At 61.0% G+C, this 16462-nt stretch carries 15 protein-coding genes; 6 read left to right on the forward strand and 9 right to left on the reverse strand.

Annotation, left to right across the window (positions count from 1 at the left end):
* Nucleotides 1-44 precede the first annotated feature (44 nt).
* A complete protein-coding gene (gene leuD, locus AC245Y_RS21790; protein ID WP_012759503.1) occupies nt 45-653 on the forward strand; it encodes a 3-isopropylmalate dehydratase small subunit in 609 nt (202 codons plus the stop codon).
* Between the two features lie 60 nt (nt 654-713).
* Here the strand turns inward: leuD and AC245Y_RS21795 are convergent, their stop codons facing one another.
* Nucleotides 714-1646, reverse strand: coding sequence for a pyridoxal-phosphate dependent enzyme (locus tag AC245Y_RS21795; protein WP_026157517.1), 933 nt, complete (start codon nt 1644-1646; stop codon nt 714-716).
* 165 nt (nt 1647-1811) lie between these two features.
* On the opposite strand from AC245Y_RS21795, the gene leuB reads away from it, so the two are divergent.
* Both leuB and lpxE read left to right on the forward strand, forming a co-directional pair.
* Nucleotides 1812-2924, forward strand: a complete 1113-nt coding sequence (gene leuB / locus AC245Y_RS21800) for a 3-isopropylmalate dehydrogenase (protein ID WP_017995561.1) — start codon at nt 1812-1814, stop codon at nt 2922-2924.
* 276 nt (nt 2925-3200) lie between these two features.
* On the forward strand, nt 3201-3935 hold the full coding sequence (lpxE, locus tag AC245Y_RS21805; protein ID WP_017995562.1) for a lipid A 1-phosphatase LpxE: 735 nt from the start codon (nt 3201-3203) through the stop codon (nt 3933-3935).
* A 118-nt stretch (nt 3936-4053) separates the two neighbouring features.
* Here lpxE and AC245Y_RS21810 read toward each other — a convergent pair whose 3' ends face one another.
* The 5 genes from AC245Y_RS21810 to AC245Y_RS21830 form a co-directional block, all read right to left on the reverse strand.
* Nucleotides 4054-5940, reverse strand: a complete 1887-nt coding sequence (locus tag AC245Y_RS21810; protein WP_017995563.1) for an MFS transporter — start codon at nt 5938-5940, stop codon at nt 4054-4056.
* Nucleotides 5941-6186: 246 nt separating this feature from the next.
* Complete coding sequence (locus tag AC245Y_RS21815; protein ID WP_017995564.1) at nt 6187-7494, reverse strand: ABC transporter permease; 1308 nt, start codon at nt 7492-7494, stop codon at nt 6187-6189.
* On the reverse strand, nt 7491-8183 hold the full coding sequence (locus AC245Y_RS21820; protein WP_012759509.1) for an ABC transporter ATP-binding protein: 693 nt from the start codon (nt 8181-8183) through the stop codon (nt 7491-7493). Before AC245Y_RS21820 ends, AC245Y_RS21815 begins: the two co-directional genes overlap by 4 nt.
* Nucleotides 8184-8189: 6 nt before the next feature.
* Nucleotides 8190-8657: a hypothetical protein gene (locus tag AC245Y_RS21825; RefSeq protein ID WP_026157518.1), complete on the reverse strand. Its 468-nt coding sequence runs from the start codon at nt 8655-8657 to the stop codon at nt 8190-8192.
* A 95-nt stretch (nt 8658-8752) separates the two neighbouring features.
* Nucleotides 8753-10507 carry an alkaline phosphatase gene (locus AC245Y_RS21830; protein ID WP_017995566.1) on the reverse strand — a complete coding sequence of 585 codons (1755 nt, stop codon included), beginning with the start codon at nt 10505-10507 and terminating at the stop codon, nt 8753-8755.
* A gap of 68 nt (nt 10508-10575) precedes the next feature.
* Here AC245Y_RS21830 and AC245Y_RS21835 point away from each other — a divergent pair, with 68 nt between their 5' ends.
* From AC245Y_RS21835 to AC245Y_RS21845, 3 genes are all read left to right on the forward strand, one after another.
* Nucleotides 10576-10806 carry a hypothetical protein gene (locus AC245Y_RS21835; protein ID WP_017995567.1) on the forward strand — a complete coding sequence of 77 codons (231 nt, stop codon included), beginning with the start codon at nt 10576-10578 and terminating at the stop codon, nt 10804-10806.
* 111 nt (nt 10807-10917) lie between these two features.
* Complete coding sequence (locus AC245Y_RS21840) at nt 10918-11952, forward strand: aspartate-semialdehyde dehydrogenase (RefSeq protein ID WP_012759513.1); 1035 nt, start codon at nt 10918-10920, stop codon at nt 11950-11952.
* A gap of 278 nt (nt 11953-12230) precedes the next feature.
* Complete coding sequence (locus AC245Y_RS21845; protein WP_026157519.1) at nt 12231-13052, forward strand: lytic murein transglycosylase; 822 nt, start codon at nt 12231-12233, stop codon at nt 13050-13052.
* Between the two features lie 45 nt (nt 13053-13097).
* On the opposite strand, the gene AC245Y_RS21850 is transcribed toward AC245Y_RS21845, so the two are convergent.
* The 3 genes from AC245Y_RS21850 to pdxY form a co-directional block, all read right to left on the reverse strand.
* Entirely contained in the window at nt 13098-14717 is a 1620-nt protein-coding gene (locus AC245Y_RS21850) for a GGDEF domain-containing protein (RefSeq protein WP_012759515.1), read from the reverse strand.
* 96 nt (nt 14718-14813) lie between these two features.
* Complete coding sequence (locus AC245Y_RS21855) at nt 14814-15455, reverse strand: carbonic anhydrase (RefSeq protein WP_012759516.1); 642 nt, start codon at nt 15453-15455, stop codon at nt 14814-14816.
* Nucleotides 15456-15526: 71 nt separating this feature from the next.
* Entirely contained in the window at nt 15527-16402 is an 876-nt protein-coding gene (pdxY, locus tag AC245Y_RS21860; RefSeq protein WP_012759517.1) for a pyridoxal kinase PdxY, read from the reverse strand.
* Nucleotides 16403-16462: the final 60 nt, after the last annotated feature.

Here is a 16462-nt window from a genome sequence, read left to right on the forward strand (position 1 = left end):
GATGCAAATTCAGAAAGTAGATTTGCTGAAATGGAGCATAGGTCATGGATAAATTCGTGAAGCTCACGGGCGTTGCAGCGCCGCTGCCGGTTGTCAACGTCGACACCGACATGATCATTCCGAAGGATTATCTGAAGACGATCAAGCGCACCGGCCTCGGCACCGGCCTCTTCGCGGAGGCTCGTTATAACGAAGACGGCTCAGAAAACCCGGATTTCGTGCTGAACAAGCCGGCCTATCGTGATGCCAAGATCCTCGTTGCCGGCGACAATTTCGGCTGCGGCTCCTCGCGCGAGCACGCGCCCTGGGCGCTTCTCGATTTCGGCATCCGCTGCGTCATCTCGACCAGCTTTGCCGATATTTTCTACAACAACTGTTTCAAGAACGGCATCCTGCCGATCAAGGTCAGCCAGGAAGATCTCGACAAGCTGATGGACGACGCCTCGCGCGGCTCCAACGCCGTCCTGACCGTCGATCTTGAGAATCTTGAGATCACCGGCCCCGATGGTGGTTTGATCAAGTTCGATCTCGACGAGTTCAAGCGTCACTGCCTGCTGAACGGCCTCGATGACATCGGCCTGACGCTGGAAAAGGGCAAGGCGATCGACAGCTTCGAAAAGAAGAACGCTGCTTCGCACCCCTGGGCAGCCTGAACCTATCCAATCGGTTACCGATCAAGCCGGGCCTTTCGCCCGGCTTTTTCTTTGGTTGGGTCAAAGAAATTTTTCTTTCCAGCCCCTGAGTTTTTCGAGCGACATGCCGATGCCGCCGCAGACTTCGATAAGCGGATTATCGAAGCGCTGAAGCAGCCCGGCATGTACATCGGCAACCGCAAGGGCCGCACCGCAAGCCGGCTCGACCAGAATGCGCTGCGCATCAGCAAATTTCAGGCAGGCGGCAACGGCATCGGCGTCGCTGACGACAACACTTTCGATCGGATGCTGCTTCGGCAAGTCGAAGACATGCTGCGCCACCTGCCGCGCCCCGAGCGAATTGGCAATCGAAGTAATGGCGGGAAGGGTGATACGCTCATTCGCCTTGAGGCTGGCGTTCAGCGAGGCCGCCCCCTCCGTTTCGACGGCGATAACAGGCACATCGGAAAGCCCGTTGCGCTTCAATCCCTCGACAATGCCGGCAAGCAGCCCGCCGCCACCGACGCTGGTAATGACGCAATCGAATTTTGCCCCCTTCGCCACCACCTCGTCGATCAGCGTGGCATGGCCATCCCACAGAAGCGGATGGTCGAAGGGGTGAACATAGGTTGCCTTGCGGCTCCGGGCGAGTTCGACTGCATGAGCATTGGCCTCATCGAAAACCGAACCATGAACGAGGACATTCGCACCCGTTGCGGCAATCGTCTGCCGGACATCGGCCGCCGTCGTCTCCGGCACGACGATCGTGACCGGCACACCGAGCGCCCGGCCGGCATAAGCCGCGGCAATGCCGGCATTGCCGCCGGAAGCGCAGAAGATCTCGCGCGCCCCATTTTCCACCTCGTGCTGGCAAAGCCGGCCGACGCCGCGCAGCTTGAAGCTGCCGGAAGGCTGCAGAGCATCGAGCTTCAGCCAGAGAGGTTTGCCGCTGGCGCTATAGCCAGGTGCCGTCTGAACCAAGGGCGTTTCGAGATGGAGAGGTACGAAAGGCATGGGAACCATCCAGGATAAAGATAGGGTAACCGTTTAATCCGTTTGCGGACGCAGGAGCAACCGTCACTGCTCAGAGCGAAGCGTACCGATTCACCGCTTCTGTCGCTTGAAATGCCCAATTCCGGGGTCTAAGAAACCGCAACTTGTTTTTCCCAGGAGGGTTTCATGACAGCGCGCAATCTTTTCCTGCTGCCGGGTGACGGCATCGGTCCCGAGGCCATGGGCGAGGTCCGCAAGATCATCGCCTATATGAACGAGGCGATGAATGCCGGTTTTGTCACCGACGAAGGCCTTGTCGGCGGTTGCGCCTATGATGCGCATGGCGCTGCGATCTCGGAAGCCGACATGCAGAAGGCGATTGCCGCCGATGCCGTTCTGTTCGGCGCCGTCGGCGGTCCGAAATGGGATAGCGTGCCTTATGAAGTACGCCCGGAAGCCGGCCTGCTACGCCTGCGCAAGGATCTCCAGCTCTTCGCTAACCTGCGCCCCGCCATCTGCTATCCGGCCCTTGCTGCGGCCTCGTCGCTGAAGCCGGAGCTGGTCGAAGGCCTCGATATCCTCATCATCCGCGAGCTGACGGGCGGCGTCTATTTCGGCGAACCGAAGGAGATCATCGACCTCGGCAACGGCCAGAAGCGCGGCATCGACACGCAGGTCTATGATACCTACGAGATCGAGCGCATCGCCGGAGTCGCCTTCGAAATGGCCCGCACGCGGCAGAATCGCGTTTGCTCCATGGAAAAGCGCAACGTCATGAAGTCGGGCGTGCTCTGGAACCAGGTGGTGACCGAAACGCATAAGTCGAAATACTCCGACGTCCAGCTCGAGCACATGCTGGCCGATGCCGGCGGCATGCAGCTGGTGCGCCAGCCCAAACAGTTCGACGTGATCGTCACCGACAATCTCTTCGGCGACATGCTCTCCGACGTCGCCGCCATGCTGACCGGCTCGCTCGGCATGTTGCCATCGGCCTCGCTCGGCGCGCCTGACGGCAAGACCGGCAAGCGCAAGGCGCTTTACGAGCCGGTGCACGGCTCGGCCCCTGACATCGCCGGCAAGGGTATCGCCAATCCGATCGCCATGATCGCCTCCTTCGCCATGTGCCTGCGCTACTCCTTCAATCTGGTGAAGGAAGCCGACGATCTGGAAAAGGCGATCGCCAACGTGCTCGACAAGGGCATCCGCACCGGTGACATCATGGCCGATGGTGCAAGGCAGGTCGGCACCATCGAGATGGGCGATGCGATCCTCGCCGAGTTCAAGACGCTTTCCGCCTGATATTTCACGTGAAACAGTTCCGGCCCTTCGCAGGATTCTTGCGGAGGGCTTTTTTCTCAAGACCGCGAGCCCTATCGGCTCGGTCGAATTATCCCAAGCAGACTATCCTCGGCCACAATCTCGTGTATTTTTGCGCCGGATTTTAACCAGTGCATAGCCTCGAAATCGGAATCGATGTTCGGAAAGCATTGTGCGCCAATTCAAAGTGATAGAGCGTCCTTAGTGCATCCTGTTGGACGCGCGGCGCTCTAGAGCAAAATTCGAACGGACGACGGAATGCGGTCATTTTGGGCTTCCCTCAACCGGCGCTGGCACCGGAGCAATGCCGGCATGCCGCCTTTGCGCTGGCAGACCTGCCTTTTCATCACGCTGAATGCCGTGATCCTTTCCATGCTGCTCTTCGATGCACCGATCGGCGCCAGCAAGGCTCCTGCACCGGTGAAGCACCTCGGCGAAATGCTGACCGGTTTCGGCGATTCCGCCTGGCTGATCTACACCAGCATCCTGCTGTTCTTTCAGGGCCGGGCAGGCTACAAGCTTGTGAAGACGGCGCGCTCCAAGGCTCAGGCGCTCTATGTCAGCTGGATCGGCGCGTATCTCTTCATCACGGTCGTCTTCTCCGGGCTTCTCGCCAATCTGCTGAAGCGGGCGATCGGCAGGGCACGTCCCGATCATTTCCATGACTACGGTATGTTTTCCTTCACGCCCTTTTCGGGCCATTCCGCTTTCGAAAGTTTCCCGTCCGGCCATTCCACCACGGTCGGCGCCTTCTTCGCCGCCTTCGCCCTGCTGTTTCCACGCTACCGTGTTGCCTTCATAGCCTGCGCCATCTGGCTCGCCATGACGCGTGTCATGGTCGGCGCCCATTATCCGAGCGACGTCATCGCCGGCCTTGCCTTCGGCGCCTGGTTCTCACTGCTGACGGCGATCGTCTTTGCCCGCTGCGGCTTGCTCTTCAAGCTGGCGCCGGATGGCTGGCCGCTCTCGAAGCGGCTGTTTCGCACTGCATGATTCAAAATGTTACAGCGTCCTTTGCGTCCGAAAAGACGCGCGGCGCTGTAATATGCAAAAGCCCGGCGCCTTGTGAGCGCCGGGCCTTTTCTAAGCAAGGATTGGCTCAATCCGCCGCTCAATCCATGGCGTGGATATCCCTGTTCTTCGTTTCCGGCAGGAAGATCAAGCCGATCACCAGCGTGATCGTCGCAAAGACGATCGGGTACCAGAGACCGTAGTAGATATCGCCCGCGGCAGCGCTCATCGCGAAGGCCGTCGCCGGAAGCAGGCCGCCGAACCAGCCGTTGCCAATGTGATAGGGCAGCGACATACCGGTATAGCGGATGCGGGTCGGGAAAAGCTCGACCAGCAGAGCGGCGATCGGGCCGTAGACCATCGTCACATAGAAGACAAGGACGAACAGCACGGCGATCGTGCCGATCCAGTTAACGCGAGCCGGATCGGCGACCATGGCGAAGGTGCCGCCATTGGCGATACTGTAGACCGTCATGTCGGTGACGCCATTGGCCTCATCCGCGGTCAGCAGCTTGGTCTCGACCAGCTTGGCCGCAGGCACGGTTTCCTTCTCGCCGGCGCGCACGGCATCGGCGTTGAGCGACAGTTCGGGATTGGCTGCGATGAAGGCGTCGAGCTTGGCATCCGGCACCTTGACGGCGCCGCGGTTCAGCGGATAGCCGGCATCGTGGAGCGCGATGTTGACGCTCTTTTCGAAGGCGGCGGTCATCCCCTTCGCCTTGTCGCCGGCAGCGACGACGTCGAAGCTTGGGATCGTCGCGTTGCCGACCTTCACCGTTGCCGGCTGTCCGGCGGTTCCGGGCACAACGTCGTAAGGCACCGAGTTCCTGGTCAGGAACGCCGTTGCCACGTCGCAGGAACTGGTGAACTTCGTCGTCCCGGTCGGGTTGAACTGGAACCTGCAATCAGCCGGATCGGCCGTCACCGTTGCCCGAATCGAAGCCTGCGCTTCGGCAAGCGCCGGGTTCGCCGTCCAGGTCATCGCCTTGAACAGCGGATTATAGGTCACCGCCGCAATGAAAAGGCCTGCCATGATGATCGGCTTGCGGCCAATCTTGTCGGAGAGACCGCCGAAGATGACGAAGAAGGGCGTGCCGAGGAGAAGTGCGATGGCCACCATGACATTGGCCGAAAACAGGTCCACCTTCAGCACGTTCTGCAGGAAGAACAGCGCATAGAACTGGCCGCCGTACCAGACGACCGCCTGGCCCATGGTGGCGCCGAGCAGCGCGATGATCGCGATCTTGGCATTTTTCCACGTCCCGAAGGCCTCGGTCAGCGGCGCCTTGGAGCCTTTGCCTTCTGCCTTCATCCGCTGGAACGCCGGCGATTCGTTCATCCTCAGGCGGATCCAGACGGAAATGCCGAGCAGGACGACCGAGACCAGGAACGGAATGCGCCAGCCCCAGGCGGCAAACTGAGCCGCACCCATCAGATATTGAACCAGGACGATGACGATCAGCGACAGGAACAGGCCGAGCGTTGCCGTCGTCTGGATCCACGAGGTGAAGTAGCCGCGGCGCCCGTTCGGCGCATGTTCGGCGACATAGGTTGCCGCGCCGCCATATTCACCGCCCAGCGCCAGACCCTGGAGCAGACGGAGCGCGATCAGGATGATCGGGGCTGCGATACCGATCGTGGCGGCACCCGGCAGGATGCCGACGAGGAAGGTCGACAGACCCATGATCATGATCGTCATCAGGAAGGTGTATTTACGGCCGACGAGATCGCCGAGACGGCCGAATACCAGCGCGCCGAAGGGGCGCACCAGGAAGCCGGCGGCAAAGGCGAGCAACGTGAAGATGTTACGCGTTGCCTCGGGATATTGGGTGAAATAGGTCGCGCCGATATAGGTGGCGAGCGAACCATAGAGATAGAAATCGTACCATTCGAAAACGGTGCCGAGCGAAGAGGCGAAGATGACCTTCTTCTCCTCACCGGTCATCGGACCGGCCTTTGCGCCGTCGATGCTTGCGACATTTGCCATTGTCTGTCCTCCACAGAGTGATGATCACGCGCGCGACCTACTCTCCTCAAAGCATACCCCTGGCCGCGACACGCCTGACGGGAGTGTGCCAGAAACGACAGATCAAAAAGAGAGAGGCTTTCGGATTATGACTTTAGTCTAAGAATGACGCGCGGTTCTCATGCGTATCAGGCCCGCCGCCGCCCGCGAGGATTGCGCTGCCGGAGCTTTCGAAGCAGGTTTCACGCGGTTTGTGATGTGGACCCGTTACGCTCTCAGCGCCTGCGCCGGCGATTGCCGATAGGCGAGCACTGCCGGCAGCGCAGCGAGAATTGTGGCAAAGGCAAGCAGCACTGCCGCAAGCCAGGCGTCTTCACGGGCGAAGCCGACCGGCATCGCGACCCCGCTCGTTTGCGAAAACATGCCGGACAAGATGAGAGCCGCGGCATAACCGAGTACGAATCCGAGGGCGATGCCGACCGCCATCAGGAAGAAGAATTCTAGCCAGACGATGCCGAAAATCGCCCCGCGCGGGGCGCCGAAGGCCCTCAGCGCGCCGATCTGCCGACGGCGCTGGCCGATATGGATGACCGTTACCAGCACCAGCGAGGCTGCGACGAGAGCCTGCGCGCCGGAGGCGACCGCGACGAGGATCTGTTTGGCGTCGCCGAGCGTGGCGTAGAGATTGGTCAGCACCTCGCCGGGAAAAACGGCGACGGTATTGCCGCTACGATAGTCCTGCCGCAGCTTGTAGGCATCGGCAATCGTCTTCGGCTTGACCAGAATGGCGGGAAGGCCTGGAGCGCCCGCAGTCCAGCTCTCATCGAGCGCGGCATCCGGATCGGCCTCGCCGTGATGCTCATGCCCATCGTGGTCAGCGCCGGCTTTCTCAGGCGCATGAGCAGGTTCAGCGTTATCCGTTCCGGACGCCGCTTCATGCTCGTGCTCACCGTCTTCCGCATGTTCCTCCGCCTCCATGCCATGGATGTGCCAGACGGCCTGGATGGGAACGAGAATCGCCCGGTCCCAGGCGGTGCCGGTCGGCCGCAAGCGGCCGGCGATATGATAGACAAGCTCTGTATGGGTCTCTCCGCCCTCTTCCAGCGACCCGTGCATCGGCTTGATCTCGCCGCCGAGCGACAGCTTGACGGCCGCGCCGATCACGGCTTCGCCCTCGTGTGAGAAAATCTCGCCTTCGGCCAAGCCGCCGGACAGGTTCTGCGCCAGCATGGTCGTCGTGCCGACGATCGGATAGCCGGAGAAGGAATCGCCAAAGCCGATCGGAGCTGCCCAATCGACCCGTGGATCCGCGGCAAGCTTGCCCAGCACCTCGCCTGGCATCAGCGGCAAAGGCGAGGGCTGCAGGAAGACGGAGGACAGCACGAGCTGCGTCTCGCTGCCGCCGGCGCCGATGACAAGATCGAACTTGTCGGCAGCGCGTGCGCTGCCGAGACGAAGCGCCCGCTCCTGCAGGACGACAGAAACGCCAAGCGCGGTCGCAAGCGCCACCAGCAGCACGACCACCAGCGATCCCACCCAGAGGCGACGAAGATCGGAAAGGATGAAGCGGATCATGCAGCTTCTCCCGCCGTTGCCGCGGAATCTTCGCGGATCCGGCCGGAACCGAAGGTGATGCGCCGGTCGAGGCGGCTGGCCAAGCGGTGGTCGTGTGAAATGACGATCAGCGTGCTGCCTTCGGCAATGGCCAGATCGAGGATGAGATCGCCGACCGCCTCGCCGCTTTGGGCATCGAGGCTTGCGGTCGGCTCGTCGGCGATGATGACGCCGGGCTTGCGCAGCAGTGCTCGGCCGATCGCCACGCGCTGCATCTCGCCGCGCGACATGGTTTCGATTTTCTGGCCGGGGCGGGAAAGACCGACCGTGCTCAAAAGCGCATGCGCCCGCTCGATGACATCAGCCGTGGCAGCGCCGGCAAGCCGCGCCGGCAGGAGTACGTTCTCCAGCGCCGACAGGCCGGCAAAGAGATGAAACTCCTGCATGACCAGGCCGATATTGGCGGCACGGAACCGGTCGCGCCGGCTTTCTGAAAAACCCGCGATATCCTCGCCGTTCCAGCGGATGCGGCCTTGCCGTGTCCGCTCCAGCCCGGCAACAATATTGACGAAGGTGCTCTTTCCGGAGCCGGACGCGCCTGTAATGGCGACCCTGCTGCCGGCATCGATCGACAGGCGGCCGATCGCCAGTGCCGGCGAGGACAGGCCCGGGAAGGCAACGGTCAGGTTTTCGATATCGAGAGCGAGCATATCGGTTTAGACGACGGAATATTCGGCCTGGCGGATCCGCAGCAGGCTGACGAAGCCTGTCTCCGGATCCGTCCACGAACCGTATTCAAGCGTCCCACGCACTTCGATCGTCTGGCGCGACTGCACGAAGGTCTGCTTCTCGCCGAGATAGACGACGACGATATTGTCCGGCCAGTCCGCATCCGAGGAACAGAAGGGGCAGAGCGACATCGGCACCTCGGTGAGCACGAAGAACTGGGCCTCGGCTTTCAATGGCGGCGCCATGAAACCTTTCATGCTGATCCCTTCGCCGGCAAGGCGCTTCACCTTGTCGGAGAATTCGAGGCCGAGCACGCCGAACTTGCCGTAAAGTTCATCGAAGCTGATCAAGGAATCCGCAGCAGAACTCGGGCGCGCAACAGCGGCCAAGGCCAGCGTGCCGATGGTGCCGATCAGGCCGCGGCGGCTGAGATACAGCGAAGGGAGCTTTTCCATGGCGATCTCCAAGAATGAAATCCCGGCCGCTGAACGGCCGGGACTTGATCGATAAAAGAGGCCAGGCCGGCAACAGGCCTGGCCGGATCGGCAGATCAGTTCGTCTGCTCGGCGCCGAGAGCGAAGGTGTCGGCGAGCACGCGATAGACGTCGCTCTGTTCCATGTAACCATGGAAGCCTTCGGCGCCCGGACCAGCCGATTGCAGAACGACGTCATCGACGGCGTGGACGCCACTATCGCCGCTCTTCGGAATATTGCCCTGAACGAAGACCGCGCCGGGAACATCCTTATACTGCTCGTTGGCGACATATTCCTTCTTTTCGTTCTGGACAGCCGGAACGAACGGACCATCGAGCTTCGGACGGAAGGTCTCGTAGTGATCGGGGCCATTGTTGGCACTCAGGAACAGGCGGCGGCTGACGTCGACCTTATCGGGATAGCCGTCGCCGTTTTCGTCCTTGTAGTTCGGGAAGCCGGCTTCGGCATAGGTCCCGACCTTTTCGCGCATGTCCGTGCCCGGCTTTTCATCATCGACAGTACCGATGATGGATACGCCGTGCGTATGGTCGCCGGTGACGACGATCAGCGTCTCCGGATGGGCCTTCTGGAATTCGCGGGCAACGCCGATGGCCTGGTCGAATTCGATGGTTTCGTAGACGGCACGATCCCAATCGAGCGGATGGGACATTTTGTCGATCGAGGAGCCTTCGACCATCAAGAAGAAGCCATCAGGATTCTTCGAGAGGCGGTCGAGCGCAACCTTGGTCATGGCGACGAGGCCCGGCTGGTTCGGGAACTTGTCGACGGTGCCCTTCTTCAGGAACTCGCGATCAAGCGTGACGTCCATATTGCCGGTGTGGAAGAGACCGAGGAGATTGCCTTCAGCCGATGCATTGGCTGCGAGCTCGTTCTTGTCGGTGGCAAGCTTATAGCCGGCATCCTGAAACTGCTTGATGTAGTCCTGATTGTCCTTGCGCTTGGAACCGGCGACTTCCTTGCCGAGGAAATAGGCCGAGCCGCCGCCAAGGAGGACTTCCGGCTTGACGTCAAGCAGCATGCCGACGACGTCGGCCTTGTCGTTGCGGTTGCGGGTGTGAGCAACGACCGCAGCCGGCGTGGCGTCTTCGACCTCGGCCGTTGCAACGATACCGATCGACTTCTTGGTCAGGCGGCGAACGGCTTCTGCGAAGGTTTCAACACGCGGATCATCGAGGGAGGCCGGCGTACGGTCCGCGTAAACGCCGATCGCGTTGACGGCCGTCTTGTGACCCGTCATGTAGGCCGACATGGTGTTGGCTGAGTCCGTATCGACGGCATTCGTCGCCGACGTGCCGATAAAAGCCATACGCTCGAGATCGTCCATATTCAGGCGGCCATTCGCCTTACCTTCGGTCATGCCCTTGGACATGATGCGGGCAGCGGTGCGATGCGCAACGGAAAGCCCGTCACCCAGCAGGAAGATGATGTTCTTGGCCTTCGGCTGGGCGGCTGTTTCGTAAACTTTCCAGGTGACGGACTTCGTTTCGTCGCCGGCAGCGACTTCGATCTTGTAGTCGCCCGGAGCCGAAATCTTCAGGCCGCGCAGCAGGATAGCGGAGCCGAGAGCCTTGTCGTCCTTGCCCTTTTCCAGTTCGACGAACTGCGCCTCGCCCCCAAGCACGGTCTTGTAGTCCTGGCCATTGACCGTGATCTTCACGTCTTCGGGCTTGACCTGCTTGTTGAGCTCGACCTTGAAATCGAACGGCGAACCGGCAAGGATCGTCGCGCGATCAAGCGGATAGACCGTCGTCGCCTGAGCGGCGCCCGCAAGGATGATGGTGGCCGCAAAGACGGCAAGAAGCGTACGCATGGAAAACCCCCGTTTTCGTTGCAGACATTAACAACCGCGCCGGGATACCCCCCGAGGATGACAGCGGCATGACAAAACGTCGCAGCATTGCGGCCGCCGCTTCGCCTGCCGGCTCTGAGCGCAAAAACCTTGACTCCTGTGGAAAACCTTCTAAGAGCAACTTCGGAAAAGGAATCTCCATGGTTCGCGACGAACACGCCATTGCCGAATGCAATGACCGGGCACGGGTTGCCGGGGTGGACATTGCCGTTCCGGTTTCTGCCAAAACCAAGGCCAAAACGACGACGAAAACCGTCTGACGTCTCTGGCCTGCCGCTCTCTCCCCGGCTCGGCTGGGGACAGGAAGACGCGATTAATCGCGCCTTTCCCCTCACCGGACAAGAGGAGAGAAGAGAAAGAGAGCTTGAGAAATGGGTTTCAAAGTAGCAGTTGCGGGAGCGACCGGAAATGTTGGCCGGGAGATGCTCAATATCCTCTCCGAGCGAGGCTTCCCCGCCGATGAGGTCGTGGCACTCGCCTCCTCGCGTTCGCAGGGCACCGAGGTTTCCTACGGTGACCGGACGCTGAAGGTTTCCAATCTGGAGAATTACGATTTCTCCGATACCGACATCTGCCTGATGTCGGCCGGCGGCGAGGTCTCCAAGAAGTTCTCGCCGAAGATCGGCCAGCAGGGCTGCATCGTCATCGACAATTCCTCGGCCTGGCGCTACGACGCCGACGTGCCGCTGATCGTGCCGGAAGTGAACCCGGATGCTATCAGCCAGTTCACCAAGCGCAACATCATCGCCAATCCGAATTGCTCGACCGCCCAGCTGGTGGTGGCGTTGAAGCCGCTGCACGACTTTGCCAAGATCAAGCGCGTCGTCATCTCGACCTACCAGTCGGTCTCCGGCGCCGGCAAGGACGGTATGGACGAGCTCTTCAATCAGACGCGCGCCGTCTTCGTCGCCGATCCGATCGAGAACAAGAAGTTCACCAAGCGTATTGCCTTTAATGTCATCCCGCACATCGACGTCTTCATGGAGGACGGCTACACCAAGGAAGAGTGGAAGGTGCTGGCCGAGACGAAGAAGATGCTCGACCCGAAGATCAAGGTGACCTGCACCGCGGTGCGCGTGCCGGTTTTCATCGGTCATTCGGAATCGGTCAACATCGAATTCGAAAACGAGATCACCGCCGACCAGGCCCGCGACATCCTGCGCGATGCACCGGGCTGCCTCGTCATCGACAAGCGCGAGGATGGCGGCTACATCACGCCTTATGAATCGGCTGGCGAGGATGCGACCTACATCTCGCGCATCCGTGAGGATGCGACGGTCGAAAACGGCCTCAACATCTGGGTGGTCTCCGACAATCTGCGCAAGGGCGCTGCGTTGAACGCCATCCAGATCGCCGAGCTGCTCGTCAATCGTGGTCTCGTCAAGCCGCGCAAGCAGGCTGCCTGATACCATTTGTAAACCATAATATGCTAAAGCCCTGCTGATGATGAAGGCCGGGCTTTTTGCCGAATTATGGACGCTTCTTGTCCATAAGCGCTTGCTGAAAAAGGTGACCGTGACAAGATCGCCTTCGGCTGGCATTCTGCCCGGCATCAAGCCAAAGCATGCCGTCCAAAACCGTGCAGCGGTTCGGGACAGCGACATGAACAGAATGAAGACTTTGAGCGCGTCGCATGGCCCCGATCGGCCGCGGCGCGCTTCAGCAGACCGGAGCGGGGTTTCTCATGCGCATGACAACATTTTTTCTGGCGGCGTTTACGGCGGCGGGCGTCCTCCACGCGTTGCCGGCAGCGGCCCAGGGCGCTCAATGCGGCAATAATAGCAGCGGTTTCGGTGCATGGGTCGCCGACTTCAAGCAGGAAGCGGCGGCAAACGGCGTCAGCCGCTCGGTCCTCGACCGCGCCTTCGCCAACGTCAATTACAACAAACCGACGATCGCCGCCGACCGCGGCCAGAAGAGCTTCAAGCTCTCCTTCGACGCTTTCATGCAGAAGCGCGGCGGTGCCACGGTCATCTCCCGCGGCCGCAGCATGAAGGCAGCCAATAAGGCGCTTTTTGCCTCGATCGAGCGCCGTTTCGGCGTTCCGGCCGGCCCGCTGGTTGCCATCTGGGGCATGGAGACCGGTTTCGGCAGCTATATGGGCAACCAGCATACGCTATCGGCTGTTTCGACCCTTGCCTATGACTGCCGTCGCTCGGACTATTTCACCGACCAGCTCTATGCAGCACTCCAGCTCGTCTCCGAGGGTTATCTGAGCCCACAGGCCAAGGGCGCTGCCCATGGTGAAATCGGCCAGACGCAGTTTCTGCCGCGTAATGTCGTGCGCTTCGGCGCCGACGGCGACGGCGACGGCCGCGTCGACATGGTCGGTTCCCGCGCCGATGCACTGGCCTCAACGGCGAATTTCCTCAAGGGCCACGGCTGGCGCGCCGGCGCCGGCTATCAGCCGGGAGAGCCGAATTTCGTCGCCATCCAGGGCTGGAACGCCGCCAGCGTCTACCAGCAGGCGATCGCCTATATCGGTCAGCAGATCGACGGCAAATAAGCTCGACTGAATACGCCAAAACGCCGCTGCGATATGCGGCGTTTTTCATATGCGGGAATCAAAGCCACCGCCCGACACCGCCTTGCGTCGCTCCTCCTGGGCCGGGGCCGGCAGGGTCGGTCCCGAGACGACGCAGTTGCGGCCGGAGGCCTTGGCGGCGTAAAGCGCCAGGTCGGCGCGTTTGACCAGATCCTCGAAGTTCCGGTTGGTGGCTTCATTTGCCCGTCCGGCGCATCCGAAACTTGCCGTCACCTTGAGAACATCGCCGCTCGGCAGGGGGATTTCCGCCGCCTCGATCGCCAGCCGCACACGCTCGGCAACGATTGCAGCATCGTCAGGCGTCGAATCCGGCAGAAGCGCCAGGAACTCCTCGCCGCCATGGCGCACCAGCAGATCGAAGGAACGAAAATTCTTACGCGCGACGCCCGCGACATGCCGGAGCACAGCATCGCCGGCGTCATGCCCGTGAACGTCGTTGATCTTCTTGAAATGATCGAGGTCGAAGAGCACGACGGAAATCCAGCGTGATCCGTGCTCGGCCTGTGTGAGAAGTGCGGATGCGGCGACCTCGAAGCCGCGCCTGTTGTAAAGCCCGGTCAGAAGATCGGTCTGGGCGGCGCTGCGCAGCTCGCCGACCAGCGTCTCCCGATCCTGGGTCAGTCGGTCGATCAGGCGAAGGCCCTTTGCCGCCAGCAGCAGCACCAATGTGGCGAGAATCAGCAGGCCGGCACACAGCGCCAGGATCCGCGTCAGGTGTATGTGCGAGCGCGTCGACAGGTTTTCGCCGGTCTCGTGAATATCCTGTGCGGCCTCGATCATCCTCTGCTGCAGGAAGCTCATGCGCTCGCTCTGCGCGGCGGCCCAGACGTCATGCACCGCGCGTGTCGGCCGCGCTCCGGCGAGAATGGCATCGGTGATCGCATTCGCCTTTACCTGGCTGGCGCTGCCAAGATAAGCGACGATGTTGCGCACGACCGGCGCGGAGGAATGGAAAACCATGTGATCCATGCCCTCGCCGAGCATGACCTTGCCCTGCACGAAGAGCTCGACCGGCAATCTGGCGGAAACCCCCTGGTTGAGATAACGGGTGCCGATCCCGGTGATCAGCCTTTCGCCGTAATAGGTCAGCAGGATGCCCATCAGCTGGTTGGATTTCTCAAGCAGCACCGGATCGCTGATCAGCGGTGAAAGCGCATCGACGACGGCAAGCTGCTTGAGAGCCGCATACCAGTAAATGGAACCGGGATCGCTGCCGGCATAACGGCCCTGGTCGACGGCGCTGCGCGCCGCGACGATACGGCTGTAGGCAAGGCTGAGAATCGATAATTCGCCGACGAGCCCCTCGTCGAGCGCCTCGCGGGAGGGCAGGCTGGCATAAAAAGCGCGGCGTTCGCGATCGAGCGTCACCCGGCTTTGCTGCATGTCGATAGCAGTCATGTCGCTGGGATCTGCGAGGTAGCGGCGGGTGGCGCCAATTTCAGTCAGAATCTCCGTGGCGGCGATCGACCCGCCACGGGCAAGCACATCGGCGAACTGCCGGTCCTTTTCGAGGTTCCAGTAATGATTGACCGAAGAACGTATGACGACGACGCCTTCAATGAGCATGAAGACGAAGGGCAGCATGATGGCGGCCAGGATAACCTTTTTAATGGTTTCGAACTTCATCGCCAATCGCCACGGTGATCAAAACGTCGGTCGTGCGCGACCAATTGACGGCGAGCTTAACAACAATCCTTAAAAAACTGATAAACCGGCATGTCCCTAGATTTCGGGACGAATGAAGTCGCGTGTCTCGGCGTCCATGACCCAGAGTTCACCAGTCGAAATGTCGAACCAGGCGCCGTGGAGATGCAGGTTTCCCGCTTCCTCGAGCGCCTTGATGTCGGGAAAGCTTCTGAGATTGTTGATCGAATTGCGGATGGAGACACGCTCCAGCGCCGTCTGCCGCTCGGCGGCCGTCATCACGTCGTTGCTCTGGATCTGCTCGGCGGCAGGTTTGACCAGCGACATCCAGCGGCCGATGAAATCGCCGGGCGACAATGGCTCGGCATTCGGATCGAGCGCTGAACGGATGCCGCCGCAGCGGCCGTGACCCATCACGACGATATCCGAGACCTTCAGCACCTGCACGGCAAATTCGAGTGCGGCCGACGTCGAATGAAAATGGCCATCCGGCTCGTAGGGCGGGACCATGTTGGCAACGTTGCGAATGACGAAGAGCTCGCCCGGGCCGGCATCGAAGATCAGCTCCGGTGCCGCGCGAGAATCCGAACAGGCAATGACAAGCGTATGGGGACTTTGACCATTTTCGGCAAGCTGCCGATACCTGTCGCGGGCGTCGGAATAGCGCCCGTTCATGAAGTTGCGATAGCCGTCCAGAAGAGGGTTTGGAAAACGCTGCATGCTTCTGGATTAGCGCGCGCGGACGACAAGATCAACTGCTGCACCGCAAAATGAACATATTGGCAGATGGGTCACTTTTTCCGTCGCTGCGCCGGGTGCACGAGCCGGCGCATCTGCACCATGGCCATCGGCGTCGAAAGGCTGGAAGCATCGCTCGCCAGCATCAACTCGTTGCTGCCGCGCTTGACGGCCCGCGCAAGCACCTCGAAGACGCTGGCCGTGGCAAGTTGCAGCGCCTTTTCGTCCTCGAGCCCGGAAAGCAGGCGCGACAGGAAGACGGCGGCAAGTAGGTCGCCTAGACCATTCGGCGGGTTTTCGACGACACGGTGCTCGGCAAGAAGCGCGTGGCGACCGGAAAGATAAAGATTGCCGGTACCGCCTGCCATCATCGGAACGGCTGAAGTGACGAGCATGCGCGATGGTCCGAGCGCGAGCGCCGCCTCCATGATCGTGCTGTTGTCTTCCAGCGCCGCCCCCGAAAGCCATGCGAGCTCGTACCGGTTCGGCGTCGCGAGCGAGGCAAGCGGAATAAGATGATCGCGAATGGCCTCTGCAGTCGCTTCCGGCACATAAAGGCCGCCGAGATCGCCCATGACGGGATCGCAGACATACAGCAGCTCGGGATTGTTTTGCCGGAGCGCACCGATCAGCCGGGCGACGGAGCGCGCCTGGGCAGCATTGCCGAAATAGCCCGAAAGCACCGCCTTGACTTCGCCGATCCAGGGTGCGCGGATCAGGTCGTCGATCGCCGCGTCGAAATCCGCTTCCGCAAAAGTCAGTCGCGTCGAGCGGCCGTGGCCGGGATGCCAGGGAAGCACGATGGTCGGCATGGCCCAGACCGGATGACCGAGCGTCTCCAAAGCAAAGACGGCTGCCCGGTTTCCGACCGAGCCACGCACAACATGGCTGGAAATGACGATGACTGCGCCCGCTGCATTTTCCGACATGATACTCGATATCCGAATGACGATCGCCGTTGATGATCTTTTTGACGCCACGCTGTCAAC

The sequence above is a fragment of the Rhizobium sp. SRDI943 genome (assembly GCF_057653695.1).